Origin of the sequence: Longimicrobium terrae, from assembly GCF_014202995.1 — a bacterium.
In the GTDB taxonomy this organism is placed as follows: Bacteria; Gemmatimonadota; Gemmatimonadetes; order Longimicrobiales; family Longimicrobiaceae; genus Longimicrobium; species Longimicrobium terrae.
On record NZ_JACHIA010000007.1, the window covers coordinates 26554 to 42890 of the forward strand.

Genomic DNA, 16337 nt, shown 5'->3' on the forward strand with positions numbered 1-16337 from the left:
CGTTGGGCGTGAACGCTCCGTCAGCAACTGGAATTTTGAACCGAGAGGCATGGTGATCGGATCGCGGCGGATTGGAGTCATCGGGCTGGCCACCCTGCTCGCGGGGCTCGGTGGTGCGACGTACGGGGCCCCCGGTGGGCACCGGGCCGTTGTACTCCCGGGCGACATGACCGGCTGTTACTCGCTGTATGACGAGCGCGGCCGCCCCGCGTCGGAAAGCCTGTACTTCGCGCCTCCAAAGGTTCGGCTCGATCCGACGCCCTACCCTGTTCGCGGTGATTCCGCGTGGAGACTCGCGAAGCTGGATCGGGACGGGCGGGATGATGCCGATCCGCGCAGCCACCGCGGGACGCAGTACTGGGCCGCGGACTCTCTGACGGACAGCATCCACGTCGTATTCCACACCAATTTCAGCGGATCCGAACTGATCCTGTCGCGGCGGCTGGACGGCGACACGCTTCGTGGCCGTGCCATGGAGGAGTGGGACAACGGTCCATCCACCAACCAGGCGGGAGCGGTTACGGCGATCCGCTACCCCTGCGGTCCGGAAGCCTCGTGAGCGCGGCCCACGGCAGCGTGCGCCAGCAAGGGCCCATCCACCGCAATCAGTCTCAGCGACATCCTCCCACGTTACGGCCCTCCGCCGCGATCCACGGCTGAGGGCCGAAACGGAGCCGTATTGATCGCCGCGGCTCATTCGCCGGGCGTTCCACGGAAACCGGCGCCAGAGCGCCGGCTCCCCGACGGATCCGCCTCCCATGGAAAACGGCGTGCCTCAGCGGGTTGTACGCACGCCGATCATCCGGATGGCGCCGCCGTTGATCTCTTTTCCGGAAACTCTCTGGTCCACCTCTCCGCCAGCGGGGCGGCCCGCGCCGTTGTGGTCGTGCCCGACCATCTCCACGTCCGTACCCGTGATCTTGTCCGATTCCAAGTGCTGCCGCGTCTTGAGCGCGCTCTCGTCGCTCGTCGCGGACGTCGCGAGCAGCGGCCTGTGGTCCGCGCCGAACTGTTTGAGCAGCACCGGCACGTCCGCGTCGTAGCTGCCATCCAGCTCCAGCTGGTTCACGCCCAGATCAAACGCCTGCTGCACGCCCGCACCGGACGCCAGCGCCGTGTAGAACGCGCGCGAGAAATCGATGGCGGCCACGTCGCTGATGGCGCGGTTGGTCCCGATGGCAAAATCCACCATGTCCCGCAGCGCCTCCACGACCGAGTGCGTGTGGCAGGCGTTCAGCACCACCACCCGTACCCCGCTGTCCAGCAGGGAAAAAAGCCTGGCCAGCGCCGCCTTGCCCACCGCGGCCGGGTTGCCTTCCGCACCGCTCAGGTAGATGACGCCGTCCTTGCCGCCGTGCCCGGAGAAGTGGACGATGTGGGGCCGGTACGTCAGCAGGGCCAGCTGCAGGTCGCCCGTCCGCGTGGCGAAGTTGGACTCCAGTTCCAGCGTGTCGTGCGCGCTTCCCCGCTGCAGCGCGCGGCGGATCGCGCGCATCTCCTGCTCGAGTTCCAGCTGCGCGCCGTCCCGGAACGGGTCGGCGGCCAGGAAAAGCACTCTGATCTTTTCGCGCATGAAGGGTCTCCCGGTTGATGGAGCGCCCGCCGATCCGCCGTCCGTCGCGGCCGCGAACCCCTCCCGGTGAGCGGGTTCACGTCCGAACGAACACGGCGGTGGTGGATGGATGAGGCGCGGACGCAGTCTGCTGGTGCAGCACATCTGTCGGACTGGCAACTCCCGTTTCTCCATCCTCCGAGCGCTCCCGATCATCGAACCGCGATGAGGCGTTGCGGGGCGCAGACAGGCCGCGGCGCTGTGGCCTGCGACCTGCCCGGGTCCGCGAGCAGATCAACGACGCCGATCCATTCACACCGGGAACGATGCTGACGCCCGCCGAATTCGAGCTTGCCTGGGGTGATGATCTGATTCCGCTGGTCGCCTTTCCGGAAGATCACCTGCGGGACGCAGCCGTCAGCGAGGAGAACCGGCGCTTCCTGGCCGAAGCGGGGCTTCCCGAGGACGCGGCGCCATTTCTGTCGTTCGGCCCGCCGCCGGAGGATGCGCGGACCCTGCCCGAGATGTGGGGACTGCCGGCCGAATACGCGAAGTACACGGTCATCGGCGGCAACGGATCGGGAGACCCCATCGTCGTGATGCCGGACGGCGCGGTGGCCTGCCTGAACCACGATGACGGGATGGCGGAGATGTACATCAACCGCAACGTGCCCGTCCTGGCGGAAACGCTGCTCCGCTTCCGGAACCTGATCGCGGAAGCGCAGCGCATCGGCGGGCCGGGCGCGTACTGGGACGCGGCGGTCCCCGCCGGTCTGCAGCGGGAGTTCCGAGATTTTCTGTTCGCGGCCGATCCCCGGGCGTGCGAGCCGGACACGCTCTGGGGCGCCGAGATGCGCGGGTGGGAGAGCCGCCAGGCCGGTGGATGAGAGGCGGCCGCCGAACGGACGGCCACGCAGAAAAGGGCGGGCGCCGACCGGCGCCCGCCCTTGCACATCATCTCCGCGAAGCAGACCGCCGGCTCCGGCCGGGAGGTACGCGGCTGGTCAGCAGGAGCAGACGTGCGTTTCGCAGGACGCTTCGCAGGTGAACGCGCAGGTCTTGAGCATTCCGGTGCACTGCAGGCCGCTGCACACCCCGTCAGTCGCGTGCGCCTCCACGGTGCCGCGCTCCGCCTCCACGAGGTTCGTTTCAAACGACTCCACCTGCAGATCGTTGAGCTTGAGGGCAAGCTTCTTCATGGGTCCGGCTCCGTGTTGAGGAGAGAAGAATACCGCTGGTCTGATGACGCTAATCCCTTTCTCTCCGCCTCCAAGGGCCGTGGGGTGAAATCCATGCATCCTGGGGTGAGATTCGTTCTTTCTTTCGATCCCTTCCCGCGCAGGCAGGTGCCGCCAGGCACGGCGCGGAGCGCGGCTGACAAGCGGAGCGGCAAGGATCGCCAGCCCGGACGACAAGGCGCAGCGCGGCGTTGACCCGGCTCCACCACGGCGGAATCATATTGTCACAGAATCGTACATTTCAGGCCGATAAACGGCACAAAATCTGCTGCGTGGCGGGTTCCCTCAACCGTCCGCATACCGGGAGCCTGAACTCCCATCTTCCCGGCGCACAACGTTGTGCATCCGCGGAAGATTCACCTGAAAATCCTGCCTGTGGACTTCGAGGGAAGATCCCCCGGCCAGGCGCGTCCGCCGGCCGCATCCGACTTCCATCTCCGGAGAACTCTCATGAAGAAGCTCAAGCTGGACGACCTGGCCGTCGACTCGTTCGAGACCGCGCCGGATGCACCCCTTCGCGGCACCGTCATGGCCCACGTTACCACCGGCAACCAGATCATCTGCGAGTGTTCGTACGACATCGGGTCGTGCGACTACACCTGTCCCGACACCTGCGCCAATTCGTGCGGCGGCGGATGCGGGGGCGGCGGCACGGCGCTCTGCACGCGCGAGCAGACCTGCGCCACCGGCCACCAGATCATCTGCGAGTGCGGCGGCTGATCGGGCGCAGACAGGCCGGGCACCGCAGGGTGCCCGGCCTGTTTTTTTGCCACCGCATGCTGTTCATGTTGTGCGATGTGAGGCGGCTAATGTACCTCGGCAACGGCCGTTCAAGCACAATGATGTGACCAGATGTGTGCAACCGTGCGCCCCGTTCTGGTGCGCGGGTGGAACTGCCGTTTTCGCAAATCCAATCAGTACGGCTGATTAGGAGCGGCGCGCAATCTGCGGCGAGGTACGCTGTCCGTGATCGCCCGGAGCCCCCGCTCCGGGACCGATCCGCTCGCCCTTCAGCCTGCGGTGAACCACCATGAGCAGGAAACTTCTGAAGCTCCGCTTCCTGTACGTCGCGCTTTCCCTGGGGGCCGCCCTCTCCGCGGGGTGCGACACCACCCGGCTGGACGCGCCCACGCCGCTGGCTCCGGCCACACCCGCCGCGCCACGGGCCGCACAGTTCGCCGGCACCGGCAGCGACGTGCTGCTGCAGGGCTTTCACTGGAACTCGCACCGGTGGGACTGGTGGAACATCGTCGCGAGCAAGGCACCCGACATTCAGACGGCCGGGTTCACCATGGTGTGGCTTCCGCCCGCGTCGCGCGCGGCGGACTCGGCGGGGTACCTGCCCAACGAGTGGCGCAACCTGGATGCGTCCAAATACGGCACGGGCGCGCAGCTGCGCTCCGCCATCTCCGCCCTGCACAACCGCAACATCAAGGTCATCGGCGACATCGTCGTCAACCACCGCGTGGGCACCACCAACTGGGCGGACTTCACCAGCCCCGCGTTCGCCAGCAACGCGCAGGCGGTGACGCAGAACGATGAGTGGGGCCTGGGCACCGGCGCCTTTGACACGGGTGACGGCTACGCGGCCGCCCGCGACCTGGACCACACCAACGCCTCGGTGCAGACGGAAATCACCAGCTGGCTCACCTGGATGAAGAACGCCAGCAACGCGGGTTTCGACGGGTGGCGCTACGACTACGTGAAGGGCTTTTCCGCGTCGTACGTGGGCGCCTACAACACGGCGACCACGCCGTACTTTTCCGTGGGCGAGCTGTGGCCGGACATCACGGGCGACTACTACGCCTCGTGCTCCAGCATCAACTACCATCGCCAGAAACTGATGGACTGGATCAACGCGACGGGCGACCGCTCCGCCGCGTTCGACTTCACGACCAAGTGGCAACTGCAGCTGGCCGTGGACCGTACCGAGTACTGGCGGATGGGGTGCGTTCCCGGCGCCATCGGCTGGTGGCCGGCCATGAGCGTGACCTTCGTGGACAACCACGACACCGGGCCCTCGCCGGACGGCGGGCAGAACCACTGGCCGTTCCCCAGCGCCAAGGTGGAGCAGGGATACGCGTACATCCTCACCCACCCCGGCACGCCCACGGTGTACTGGCCCCACTATTTCGACTGGGGAACGGACCTGCAGAACAAGATCCGCACGCTCATCGGGATCCGGAAGCAGAAGGGGATCACCGCGACCAGCACCATCGCCGTGCAGGTGGCGGACGCCACGCGGTACGCGGCCATCATCAACAACAACGTGGCCATGAAGATCGGCCCGGGAAGCTGGTCGCCCGGCACAGGCTGGACGCTCGCCGCGTCGGGAAGTGACTGGGCGGTGTGGACCCGCTGACCACCCGCGTAGTTCTCGCCGTGGCGGCAGACGAACGAGGTCCGTCCACGGCGGGGAGGATTGAGGCACGCGTCACCGTCCGGTGCGCGTGCCCGACACCACGCACTCTGGAGGATCGATGAAGAAGCTGAGCCTGAAGATCGACGACCTGCGGATCGAAACGTTCAGCACCGATGCGCCGGCGGCACGCGGCGGAACCGTGCACGCCGAGATGGTGATCACGCGCGTCTACGAGGCCACGTGCATTCCGTGGGAGTGCTACGCGTACACCGAACAGGGATGGGGAACCGCCTACAACGGCGGCCCCTGCGTCCGCTGCGCCTGACCGAACCTTTCCGCCGCGAAGTCCGTAAGAGGAGGCGGATCGCCCGGCGCCCGCGGGTGATCCGCCTCCCCTTCTCGACCGACCGATGCCGTCCGCTCCCGACGCCGCCCCGTACTTCATTTCAGGCCCCAGTTGCGCGCGGTCGCGCCTGCCGCCGCCGGTGCGCTTCGCCATCTTCTTCGGCGTGCTGTTCGCCATCAGGGCGGCGCTTCCGCACACGAGCCTTTCCGCGGCTGTGCAGGTGCTGGCGCTCGCGGCGGCCGCCACGATCCTGGTGTGGCGCCTGTGGTGGGGATGCAGCGAAAGCCGGCGCGGCGGCGTTGTTCTGCTTGCGGTTCTGTGGATCGCGGCCCTCGCCAAGATCGCCGTGCAGCTCTAGCCGGCACCCGTCGCACCAAGCGGGACGTCGCGGGTTGGGTGGATGACGGACCCGAGTCCCCGCGCACGCCCTCCAACCCGGCTCACAGGCCTGTGATCGCGATCATCGCGCCGCCGGTGTGGGTACCGTCGCACGCTCCTTGCATCCCTTTCACGACGATAGAAGACATTTGGGCTGTGCGTCGATGATGATGCGCGCCCGCATCCTTGCACCCACGGGGAACCCCATGAAGAAGCTGAGCCTGAAGCTCGATGAACTGCGGATCGACAGCTTCGTGACCGACGCGGAATCCGCGGAGCGCGGCACCGTGCAGGGCGCGCAGATTTCCGCGGCGGGAACCTGCATTGGCCAGAATACCTGCCGCTGCACGCGCGCGGAGTGCTACCAGCCGTCTGAGCCGGGGTACGCCACGTTCGTGAACAACATCTGCATCCGCTGCTGAGCGGGTTGCGCGCCGGCGTCCGCCCGGGCGCCGGCGCGCTCCAGTCCATCCCTCCAGGCGGCGTCCCGCCGCAACCCATCATCAGAACCGCTGGCTCTATCGTGCTCCATCGGTGTGATCCCGGCGAACGCGGCTGGGTGCACGCTGATTCTATCCGACGTTGCGGGCGCACAGGGCCGGCTTCAGGTTGGATGGTCCGCGGAACGCGAGCGGTTCTCACCGCCGCGCCGCGGAGGTTGATCGCCACCCTCCATTCCGGTGCCGCGCGATGAAGGTCACATTCGGCAGGGCTCACCACGGCTGGCTTCCCGTCACGCTGGAGCTGGATGACGGCCCGTTTCCGTTCGACGTGTCGTACATGCCGTACGACTTCGTGAGCGAACTGGTGGCGGCCCTGCACGGCGTGCTCAGCGGGCCGGGCGAGTACGTGGCGCGCATCTGCGAAGAACCCGTCGAGCACGACTGGCGCTTCCGATCGTTCGATCCATCCGCTGTCATCTTTGAGGTGGTGACGTACCGGTGGGGGCGCCGGCCCGGCGAAAAGGGCGAGGTGACGGTGAAGCAGTGGGGCACGCCGCTGGAGATGGTGCTGCCGCTCTGGCGCGGGCTGCGGGACCTGGCCGGCCGCGCGCGGGCGGAGGGCTACCGCTCGCACTGGGACGCGCCGTTCCCGTTCGACGCGCTCGACCGCCTGACCACGCGCGTGGAGCACGCATGCGCGGAGCACTCCTGATCGCGGCATCCACCGCGAACACGCCGCGGTGACTGGACGGCGCGCGGCGGCAGGCTCAGCCGCGGGCCCCAGAACGACAAGGCGGGGCGCGATGGATCCGCGCCCCGCATCGTGTGATCGAGTGAAAACGGTCAGTCAGCCGACCATCCGGATCGCGCCGCGGTAGCGGGCGCCCCGTGTGGTGCCGTCGCGGTGAAAGGCGGGCGCCATGGAAAACTCCGGATCGGGCGCGCCCAGCATCTTCAACTGCGGATGCTGGGATGAGTACTCCGCCGTGACCCGCCGGTGCACTTCGCGAAAGAGATTGCAGTAGCTGCCCCGGAACGTACCGTCCTGCCATACATCCAGCAGGTAGCGGGTGAAAACGCCGTCGTGCGCACTCTGTTTTTCCCCCGACGCCGCCAGCAGCAGAACGCTGGCGCGGATATCGTCGTCGTCGCTGGCCGCCTCGACGATGCAGGGGTTGCCGGCCTCCTGATCGTCCATCCCCGCCCCCCTCGTCCCCCGGAAGCGCTGTCCCCCGCCCGGCCGCGGCGGCACGCAGACGTAGTCCTTGTCATCCCTCCCCGAGCCCCCGCTGTAGCAGCTTTCCGCCACCACCGCGATGCGCACGCCGCGCTCGAACAGGCGCCAGTGCTCGGCCAGTTCATCGTCCCGGAGCGTGCTGTCGGCCAGGCACCACGACTCGTCCAGGCCGTCGCGCTCGTCTCCGTCCTGGTCCGGCAGGGGGACCCCGTGGCCGGAAAAGGTCACCAGGAGCGTGTCACCCTGAGACATCACCCCGGCGGCGCCGGACAGCGCCTGCAGAACCGCGGACCGGGTGGCCGCCTGCCCCTGCAGCACCTGCAGCGAATCGTACCCGGCCTGGTTGGCGAGCTCCGCCATTCGCCACGCGGTGATCTCGCTGTACTGAAGGGGGCGGCCGCCCGCCTGGCGGTGGCACGGCCGGTTCACGCCGATGTGGATGGACATGGCTCGGGACATGATGAATCTTTCTCCCTTGAAGTCGGTGTCCGGAGGACGGCGGGGCTACAGGCTCGCCGTCCCGATGATGCAGCTGAACACGCGCATCCCCTGCTCGGGCGGAAGCGCCGGGCATCCGCCGGGAAGCTGGGGAGCTTCGGACAGCGGTCCCCAGTAGCGGGGCAGCACCACCGGCACCGGCGCGCCGAACAGGCCGTAGTAGGCGGTGAAGTGCGCGGCCGGATCGCCCGGCATGGGCATCTTGCCGTGGTCCAGCGGCGCCGGGGAGGGAGGCAGTTCGTCCTGGGGTTCGTGAAACAGGTCCACGTTGATGCGGCCGTCGCGGGCGTACAGCGTTCCCAGGTCGCGGGCCGTGCCGCCGCCGCTCAGCGGAACAGTCGTAAAGGTCACGCTGTCGCCCGGCATGTTGGGGATCTCCCACTCGGCCCGGTGCGCGATGGGGCGAAACTCGCCCGGGCGCCACTCCCAGCACGCGCCCGGCGCAACGCGGGTCATGGCGCCCGCGCCCAGCGTTACGCGCGACACCAGCTTCTTGCGGTTGTCGGGGCCCAGATGGTCGGGGTCCACCCCGCGGCCGGTCACCTCGCCCAGGTCCACCACCTGATTGCACACCGCCAGACTGGCGCCGTCCCCGTCCACCACCGTCATCGCCCCTCCCTCCAGCAGGGCCAGCGCGGGCACGTCCAGCGAAGGCCCGCCGGGAACCAGGTAGCCCGCGTCGTACGACAGCACCGGCACGTGCCGGTCGGCTCCGTGGTGGGCATGCCCGCCCATGCCGGGGAGCAGGACGTGCATGCGTCCGGTGGCCGGCCCGGCGGTGGGCTCGGGAACGAACAGGCACAGCCCGGAGAAGGTGATGCGAAGCGTGAATGCCATGGGTCTCCCCTGCGTGGTGTAACGGTGGATGAAGGCCGGGAACGCTGTCCCGCCGCGGTTCTGTCTGTCCCGCTTCCAGTTCGTCGGCCTCACCACAGACTTTTCTCACCTGTGTCGTGAAAGGTTGATTGGGCCGCCCAGAAGCGGCCTTGTTGATGCGGGCGCGCCGCGCCGATATCTTTGTTGCTCCATTCCATTTGGCGCTCCCCCATGCACTCCGCCGCGGATGCCTCCTGACCGGCTGGAAGCTGAGAAGCTGTTTCTGGACAATCTGGGCTACATCGACCGCCTCATCGATATGGCCAGCCGCCGCGCCGGGTTACGCGGCGACGATGCCGACGATTTCGCCGCTTGGATCAGGGTGAGGCTGATGGACGACGATTACGCCGTAATCCGCGATTTCAGGGGTACGGCGAAGTTGACGACGTATCTGACAACGGTGGTCAACTACCAATCGGTGGAGTACCAGAGGCTGCACGGAGGCCGCTGGCGGCTTTCCGCGGCCGCGCAGCGACTGGGACCGCCCGCCCCTGAGCTGGAACGGCTGGTGTACCGCGACGGGTATACGATCGCCCAGGCGGGTCAACTCCTGCGCACTGCGGGACGCACTGAAAAAACGGACACCGAACTGGCTCACCTGTTCAAAGAGTTGCGGATCCGGGAGCCATTGCGTCCGGAACATGACTCGTCTGACATGGCGCTGGGCAGCGCGGCGGCTTCGGAGCAGGCGGACGAGCATGTCGCCGCCGCGGAAACCGCCGCTCAGCGCGTCCGTGTACTCACGGCGCTGCAGCACGCCATGGCGGCTCTCGATCCGATCGACGCGGTGATCGCCCGGATGCATTACGTGGATGATTTCACGATCGCCGCCATTGCCCGCACGCTGAAGTTGGAGCAGAAGCCCCTCTACCGTCGACTGGACCGCGTGCGCAAACAGCTTCGTTCGGAGTTGGAGGCTCAAGGCATCGATAAGGAGAGCGTACGCGAGATTCTGCCGGAAGGAGATGGAGCGTGACGCCCGCTTGGGGACTTTTTACGTGCGCGGCCGTCCAACAGGATGAGAACGCATCCATGACGGGAGGTGGCCGGTGAAGGAGCCCGTAAACGACGCCGAGCGGCTTTCTGCGCTGCTCGACGGGCAACTGAGTGATCGTGAGCGCGATGAGTTGCTGGCACAGTTGGCGATCTCTGGTGAGGCCTACCATGTTTTCGCCGAGACAGCGGCCATGCTGCGCGAGATAGAAGCTGAGGATGAACTGGCGCGCGAAGCCGGCGTCCTGCAGCACCCTGTGGCGGCGACCGGGCAGGACCCTGCCGCCCCTGAGCAGCGTCCCCCGGAGGCCACGCCGCCCCGGGTGTTCTCCGTGCCGACCCGCGCCAAAGTGGTGCGGGGCGACCCGGACGATGCCGCTGAACCGGACGCGCCCGAGGCGCGGCCGGACCGCGGCTATCCCCTCCCCCCACGCAGGGGAGGGTGGCGGCGGCGCTCCATGGCCGGGGCGGCCGTTCTGATGCTGGCGCTGGCGAGCGGACTGTTTGTCCGCGGCCGGAATCCGGCCTCGGCGAGCCCGGTAGAATTCGCCGCGGCGCTCGGGCCGGAAGGGGCCGGGCTTCCTGCTGGATGGCTGAAGAACCGGGGATGGGATGAGAATCGCGGCTTCGGGGATGAACTCGGGGGAGCAGGAGATGCCGCGAGTGCCGGCGCGATGCTGGTGGATCTGTCCGTAGCCGTACGCGGGCGCGACGTGGAAAATACCAGGACGCTCGCCGGACAGATCAACTCTCGATACCTCGCCCTTCCCCTAGGAACGGGTCCGTTCGGCCGCATCGAGGCTCGTGCGACGGACGCTCCCGAAGCGCTCCTGCCGCTGGTGAAGGAAGGGACGGCGCGGCTCGAAGAGGATCTCGGGCGCGATCCGCTGAAGGCGGGGGCCTGGGTAGAAGCCGCCACCCTGGCCGCGCATGGCCGGAATGAAGAGTTTTTCCGCGCCCGTGCCACCCGCACGCCGCCACGCGCACTGGAACCGCTGGTCGCGCACGACGAGCAGGCAAAGGCTGCCCTGGACAGCGTTCGTACCGCGTTGGCTGCGGAGGGCACCCGCGACTGGGGGGCTCTCGAGGATTCTCTGAAAGCCTTGATGATAGAGATCGCCAAGGCTCCCTGAAATGCAGAAACGGGCCGCTTCAGTGGAGCGGCCCGTTTCTGTTTCGCCGAGCGGATTGCCGTCAGGGACCGGCGTAGCGGAAGGCGGCCCAGACGGCGGGTGAGGTCTGGTCCACGTCCGGGGATGTGATCATCTCCACCTGCGCGGCGCGGAGCGCGGCCGCGGGATCTCCGGACTTGGCGTAGACTTCGTGAAAAGCCACCATCACCGGCAGCGTGAGCCCGTCATCCACCTCCCACATGGCTCCCACCACGCCCCCGGCACCCGCAACCAGAAGCGAGCGCGACAGCCCCGCAAACCCGCCAGACCGTCCCTGGCGTGCCCGCAGCGTCCGGCAGGCCGAAAGCACCACCAGGCGCACGCCGTGCAGATCCATCTTCTCCACTTCAACCGCCCTCAGCCGCCCGGTGGTATCGGCGCCCGCCAGCAGCAGGTAGGAGCGCTCGGGCCGTGTGTCGTCAAACAGGGAGTGCCCCGCGTAATGGATGATCCGGGCGCGTCTCGCCTCCGCCATGAACGCCTCTACTGTGGCCCGGGAGTCCTTGAGGATCGTGTGGTCGGGATACACCCCTCCCAGCGAGTCTGCCTCCAGGCCCGCTGAGGGCAAGGGGTTCAGCCTGGGATAGAAGCGCGCGTTGAACGTGGGATTGCCCACCAGCAGCGCGCGTCCACCCGCCTGCCACGCCAGCGGCGGAGCGGCAGCGTCCGCCAGGGTGGCGGCATAGCGAATCGGGTGGTCCTGAATCAGATAGCGGCCGCTCGCCGAGTCGCGCAGGGCGGCAAACGGAATGGCGGCGATCTCGCCGTCCACCAGGAACACCACCGGCGCTTCCGACCCTCCTAGGTGCCCGGCCACCGGACGCAGCAGCAGATCATAGAGACTGCTCAGCCGCGCGTTCACCGTGGCCGCCGACGCCGATGCCTCCAGGGCGATGCCCACGCGCTCAATCTGCCGCAGCAGATCGCCCCGGCTCACCGTGTCACACACCATGCTGACTGAATCCCCCCTTACCGTCCACGTCAGGAGCGTGTCACCGATGAGCGCGATCTCTACGGCTGTTTCGCCCCGGCGGGATCGCGGAGGTCCGGCCGCTGCGCCGCGCGCAGCGAAGAGGGACACACGCCCGCGTTCCAGAGCCGCCAGCGCTTCCTTCGGCGAGCCACGCCTGACCGCGAGCATCACCATCCGGTCCACGTGCTCCCGTTGCTTGTCCAGCACGGCGGCCCGCAGCCACGCGGCTTCGGTGCTCCCCGCATCACGAACGTAGGTCATCGCCAAGTCCAGATCCTTCAGAGCGCCTTCGTCGTCGAGTGCCGCGTGTCGGGCTTCGGATCGGAGAATGAGAGTCGGTACAAGCCAGGTCGGCTCACCTCGAAAGAATTCGGCGGCTGAATCGTAGACGGCACCGAGCGGCGGGTGCTCGACTACCAGGCGGCCGAACCGAACCAGATTCTCGGTCCACTCCACCACACTGCTATCGGTGATCTGCGCGGCGAACACCTTGGCGGAATCGATATCTCGCCGCGCACCTGTTTCGTCGCCGTTCTCCATGCGCATCCGCGCCCGTGCCGTGAGTGCCTCGACCATCGCGTATGGAGTTGTTTTCAGTCCCAGTGCGACGCCCGCACCTTCTTCCTGCAATACGAATGCTGCCCGCGTCAACCCGTCATCCAAGGCGACCCCCGAGAGCGCCGTGAGCAGGTTGGGCAACCGAATGGACTTGCGGTGCCCCCGCAGCAAGGTAACGGCCCGGTGCAACTGCCGGTACGCCACCAGCCTGTCTCCCCGAGCATGCTCGACCTCGCCTGCATTTCCAAGCGTAGTGGCCTGGTTTTCCGTCTCTCCCAGTTGCGCGAACATGCTGGAGGACTTGAGATACTGCTCCGGGGCAGGAGCATAATCAATCTGCTTCTGCTTCAGATTGGCCACAAACCACAGGGTGCGTGCCGCCAGTGACGGGTACTGCGCCGTATCCACGTGTGCAAGCGCCCTTTCCAGCAGCGGCTTAGCAAGTCTGTCACGCTCGAAGAACTGCGCCATTGCCGCGTAATGAGCTTCGGCGTACTGCTTCAGCACGCGGGACGGGGGGGTAGCGTCCACCACGAGCTTGAAGGCAGCCCCCGCTTGCTCGATTTCTCCTTTACGGTGGTGCTCCACTCCCGCAAAAAACGCCTTGTGCGCGCGGGCCAGTGCTGCCGTGGCGCTGGTATCTCCCGCGGCTTCGTGGATGGCTTCGACTGCATCTGCCAGCGAGTGATCTACCAGCCCGTCCGGGCGGTCCAACGCGGCCGCAAGACCCTCGGCCAGCGCAAGCTGGGCAGCGGCGGTGGTTGCGGCGGTGTCGCCCCGCAGCACCGCGCCGCCCCACGCGCCCAACACATCTGCAAAGCCGAACTCCCGCGCGCGCTGCCGATCGCGCGCCACAAACGCGCGCAACTGCGCGGCGCTCGCCCCGGCCACGGGATCGGGGAGCGGCGGTGGGATGGCGCGCAGCACGCGAAGGCTGCGGCGCGCATCCGCAGCCCACGGGGACGCGGAATCCAGGGACAGGTATGCCTCCCAGGCTTTCACAGCCTCGGTCTGGAGGCCGATCCGCTCGATGGCCAGTGCCGCGTTGAAAGCCGCATCCACATCGGTGGAATCCAGCGACATGGCTTCCAGCGCGCGCTCCAGGCTCACCAGAAGGTCGAACGCGTTCTGGCTGTGCTCCGCCCGCAGCATGTGCGCGGCCGAAAGGTCAACCAGCAGCGGAACGGAATCAGAGGACAGCCGCAGCGCGCGTTCCAGAGCCTGGATTGCGTCATCCAGCGCACCTTCATCGCTGTTTCTCCACACCAGCCCGGACACCCCGGACGCCCGTGCGGAATCCGGATCAAAGCTGTCGCCCGCCGCGGCCAGCTTCCGGAGGTTCAGGCGCGTGTCCCCGGCCTCGCCGCAGCGTTCGCGTGGGATGTCCCCCGCGTGCACCTTATCCGGCATGCAGGGCCGGTACGCCGTGGGGATGGAGAGACGCGGCGTGAACACGCGTGCCGGCATGGCGCGGACGAGTTCCTCCATGACAGGTGGGCGCGCCACCGCCTGCCGTGAATCGTTGCATGCCACGCCGCCGCAGACCACCACTGCCAAGGCGGCGAGCGGAAGCAGCAGGCGCTTCGTGGGAGCATTGGGGCGGGGCTCGGTGGAGCGGGTGGGGAGAGACACGGCAGGCGTGGGAAGCTGTCCAGTGGAGGACGGGTGCAGATTGGACCAACTGTGGCTGAAAATGGTGGCAGCGAGGTTGGAATACAAGTGAGTTATCGTATAAAGACCGCCTGCATCGGGTCATTCACGCGCCCCGGAGCCACGAGGGAGGCAAGGATGCCGAAAGGCTGATGAACCGGGATGGAGTCCGTCCGGTGCAGGTCCTGCTTGGCGGGGCGCGGCCACGGGTTTAGCTTGGGTTACAAGCTGCTGACCGGAACTGGCATTCGCCGCCTCATTTGGGATCACAGCGCTCCTCTGCCGGCGCACAACGGAGACGAATGACGGATTCGGGCGATACGTTCAGCGGGACCGCGGAGTTCGAGGACGACGCGGCGTACGGCTGGTGGCTCAACACGCACCCGGACGGCTTCGTGCTGGCCGTGCGCACGCGTTCGGCGCCGCTCATGCACCGCGCCAACTGCCGCGAGATCGACCGCGACGAGCATCCCGGCCGCCTCAAGGCCAAGGGCGCGCGCCAGGTCTGCGCCGAAACCAAGTCCGCCCTGCGCGCCTGGGTCGCGCGCGAAATGCCCGCGGACGGCAAGCTTGTCGCCCGCTGCCCCAAGTGCGGCCCATGAACCACGGCGCGGCGGTCCGGTTGCACCATCCGCGTCGATGCGCGGGGCTCGCCATGAGTGCACCCCGGCACCGATCCCGGCGTTTCGGCTGGAATGCCGCCGCGGGGATGCCCATCTGGCTGCGCTGATCCGGTCATCGAAAGCATGGACGCCATAAGAGAGCAGGGGCACCCGCGACGGGTGCCCCTGCTCTTTTTCGATCCACTGCTCACCGGCATCGAATCGGATCGCCGGCGCCGCCATCATCCGCTTACGGCACGAAGGCGGAATTCTGCGCCTTGGGCGTGCCGCGGCCGCCGGGGCCGTACACGGCCGAAATCGCTGCATCCGCCCAGTTGGCGCCGTCGATGTTGGAGTTGTCGAGCAGGGGATTCTTCAGCTCGCGGCTGATCCCGTTCTGCGCGGAGATGGCCGCGGACAGATACGCGGCGCGATCCACCGTGAGCGTGTCGGTGCCATAGACGCGGGCGATCTTGATGGCGTCGAGGCTGTTGGCCAGCGCGAGCGCGGAACCGTACGCGTAATCCACCGGCACACCACCGTTGAGCAGCGTATCCGCCGAACCACCCAGAACCGCGTACCCGCCGGCACGGACCCAGAACGATGAGGGAATCCGGTGATACGGTCGCCGACCCGCAGTCGCGGAATCGGCAATCACCAGATTCTGCAGGTTCACCGCTAAGGAACCCGCGTTGTAGATCTCGAACCACTCGCCGTTGCTGTCGGTAATGGCGCCGCCAGGGTTGGCAAGCACCTCGTTGATCACCAGCAGGTACTGCACGTCAGTTTCCACGTACACACCGAAGGTGGCCGTTACCCCGCGCGGAATGTGGAACCGCCATGGCCTGGGGGATGATACGGCGTTCTTGAGGAGGATCTCGTGGTACGTAAAGTAGGGCTGGTTCATCGCCGTGAAGTCGCCGTATCCGTCGGGGTTGTCTACGCTGACCACCCCGGTCCCAGAGGTGGGGGTAGGTCCTGAGTGGAAGAACACGCGGATGCCGTCCGGATCGGCGACGACGCCGTTGGGCGAGCCGAGGGCTTCGTTCATCAGGTTCTTCACCGTCACGTCAAATTGAAGGATTTCGGTGAGAGTGTCGTAGCTCACGTTGCTCGAAGCGAGCTGCACAAACACACCGGAATTGCCGATGATTGTCGCCGATGCTCCGCCCGCCGAGCCCCGGGCCGGTGCGCACCGCACGCCCGCCGTGACACTCGCCGTGCAGTCGAACTCCTGCAGAACACGTGGCGAGAGCGCGGTGGCCCGCGGGGCCTCACTGGCCACCGGCTGCCCGTCGCCGCAGCCGGCCAAGGTGCATATCCCGAGCAGCGCCGCGGCCATCCGCAGCGGGCGGAAGAGGGACAATTGAGGTGTGCGCATGATGGGTCCTCCTGATTGTGGTGAGGGGCACCCGTGGGTGGGTGCCCCTGTGGTCCGCCGCCCTCAATCCGGAACGGC

At 67.4% G+C, this 16337-nt stretch carries 17 protein-coding genes; 11 read left to right on the forward strand and 6 right to left on the reverse strand.

Annotated features, from left to right (window positions below):
• Nucleotides 1–49: 49 nt before the first annotated feature.
• Complete coding sequence (locus HNQ61_RS13365; protein ID WP_170033712.1) at nt 50–559, forward strand: hypothetical protein; 510 nt, start codon at nt 50–52, stop codon at nt 557–559.
• 216 nt (nt 560–775) lie between these two features.
• Here the strand turns inward: HNQ61_RS13365 and HNQ61_RS13370 are convergent, their stop codons facing one another.
• Entirely contained in the window at nt 776–1573 is a 798-nt protein-coding gene (locus tag HNQ61_RS13370; RefSeq protein ID WP_170033714.1) for a CHAT domain-containing protein, read from the reverse strand.
• A gap of 305 nt (nt 1574–1878) precedes the next feature.
• Between HNQ61_RS13370 and HNQ61_RS13375 the strand changes: the two genes are divergently transcribed.
• Complete coding sequence (locus HNQ61_RS13375; protein WP_170033716.1) at nt 1879–2439, forward strand: SUKH-4 family immunity protein; 561 nt, start codon at nt 1879–1881, stop codon at nt 2437–2439.
• Nucleotides 2440–2556: 117 nt separating this feature from the next.
• On the opposite strand, the gene HNQ61_RS13380 is transcribed toward HNQ61_RS13375, so the two are convergent.
• Complete coding sequence (locus HNQ61_RS13380; protein ID WP_170033718.1) at nt 2557–2751, reverse strand: pinensin family lanthipeptide; 195 nt, start codon at nt 2749–2751, stop codon at nt 2557–2559.
• 489 nt (nt 2752–3240) lie between these two features.
• On the opposite strand from HNQ61_RS13380, the gene HNQ61_RS13385 reads away from it, so the two are divergent.
• The 6 genes from HNQ61_RS13385 to HNQ61_RS13410 all read left to right on the forward strand — a co-directional run bounded on the left by HNQ61_RS13385 (nt 3241) and on the right by HNQ61_RS13410 (nt 7031).
• Nucleotides 3241–3510 carry a pinensin family lanthipeptide gene (locus tag HNQ61_RS13385; protein ID WP_170033720.1) on the forward strand — a complete coding sequence of 90 codons (270 nt, stop codon included), beginning with the start codon at nt 3241–3243 and terminating at the stop codon, nt 3508–3510.
• A gap of 310 nt (nt 3511–3820) precedes the next feature.
• A complete protein-coding gene (locus tag HNQ61_RS13390; RefSeq protein WP_170033722.1) occupies nt 3821–5152 on the forward strand; it encodes an alpha-amylase C-terminal beta-sheet domain-containing protein in 1332 nt (443 codons plus the stop codon).
• 118 nt (nt 5153–5270) lie between these two features.
• Nucleotides 5271–5477, forward strand: coding sequence for a hypothetical protein (locus HNQ61_RS13395; RefSeq protein WP_170033723.1), 207 nt, complete (start codon nt 5271–5273; stop codon nt 5475–5477).
• Nucleotides 5478–5562: 85 nt separating this feature from the next.
• Nucleotides 5563–5856 (forward strand): hypothetical protein, encoded by a 294-nt coding sequence (locus tag HNQ61_RS13400; RefSeq protein WP_170033725.1) that lies wholly within the window; start codon nt 5563–5565, stop codon nt 5854–5856.
• Nucleotides 5857–6082: 226 nt separating this feature from the next.
• The gene (locus tag HNQ61_RS13405) at nt 6083–6298 is read left to right on the forward strand and encodes a pinensin family lanthipeptide (RefSeq protein WP_170033727.1); all 216 of its coding nucleotides are present in this window, start codon (nt 6083–6085) and stop codon (nt 6296–6298) included.
• Between the two features lie 268 nt (nt 6299–6566).
• The gene (locus HNQ61_RS13410; protein WP_170033728.1) at nt 6567–7031 is read left to right on the forward strand and encodes a hypothetical protein; all 465 of its coding nucleotides are present in this window, start codon (nt 6567–6569) and stop codon (nt 7029–7031) included.
• Between the two features lie 135 nt (nt 7032–7166).
• Here the strand turns inward: HNQ61_RS13410 and HNQ61_RS13415 are convergent, their stop codons facing one another.
• Both HNQ61_RS13415 and HNQ61_RS13420 read right to left on the reverse strand, forming a co-directional pair.
• Nucleotides 7167–8015: a caspase family protein gene (locus HNQ61_RS13415; protein WP_170033730.1), complete on the reverse strand. Its 849-nt coding sequence runs from the start codon at nt 8013–8015 to the stop codon at nt 7167–7169.
• Nucleotides 8016–8060: 45 nt separating this feature from the next.
• Nucleotides 8061–8891: a hypothetical protein gene (locus HNQ61_RS13420; RefSeq protein WP_170033732.1), complete on the reverse strand. Its 831-nt coding sequence runs from the start codon at nt 8889–8891 to the stop codon at nt 8061–8063.
• A gap of 226 nt (nt 8892–9117) precedes the next feature.
• Here HNQ61_RS13420 and HNQ61_RS13425 point away from each other — a divergent pair, with 226 nt between their 5' ends.
• Nucleotides 9118–9906: an RNA polymerase sigma factor gene (locus tag HNQ61_RS13425; RefSeq protein WP_170033734.1), complete on the forward strand. Its 789-nt coding sequence runs from the start codon at nt 9118–9120 to the stop codon at nt 9904–9906.
• Between the two features lie 73 nt (nt 9907–9979).
• Nucleotides 9980–11056: a hypothetical protein gene (locus HNQ61_RS13430; RefSeq protein ID WP_183685683.1), complete on the forward strand. Its 1077-nt coding sequence runs from the start codon at nt 9980–9982 to the stop codon at nt 11054–11056.
• A gap of 61 nt (nt 11057–11117) precedes the next feature.
• Here HNQ61_RS13430 and HNQ61_RS13435 read toward each other — a convergent pair whose 3' ends face one another.
• Nucleotides 11118–14345, reverse strand: a complete 3228-nt coding sequence (locus HNQ61_RS13435; RefSeq protein ID WP_170033738.1) for a CHAT domain-containing protein — start codon at nt 14343–14345, stop codon at nt 11118–11120.
• Nucleotides 14346–14578: 233 nt separating this feature from the next.
• Between HNQ61_RS13435 and HNQ61_RS13440 the strand changes: the two genes are divergently transcribed.
• Nucleotides 14579–14878: a hypothetical protein gene (locus tag HNQ61_RS13440; protein ID WP_170033740.1), complete on the forward strand. Its 300-nt coding sequence runs from the start codon at nt 14579–14581 to the stop codon at nt 14876–14878.
• A 250-nt stretch (nt 14879–15128) separates the two neighbouring features.
• Here HNQ61_RS13440 and HNQ61_RS13445 read toward each other — a convergent pair whose 3' ends face one another.
• Nucleotides 15129–16259 carry a lamin tail domain-containing protein gene (locus tag HNQ61_RS13445; protein ID WP_170033742.1) on the reverse strand — a complete coding sequence of 377 codons (1131 nt, stop codon included), beginning with the start codon at nt 16257–16259 and terminating at the stop codon, nt 15129–15131.
• Nucleotides 16260–16337 lie beyond the last annotated feature (78 nt).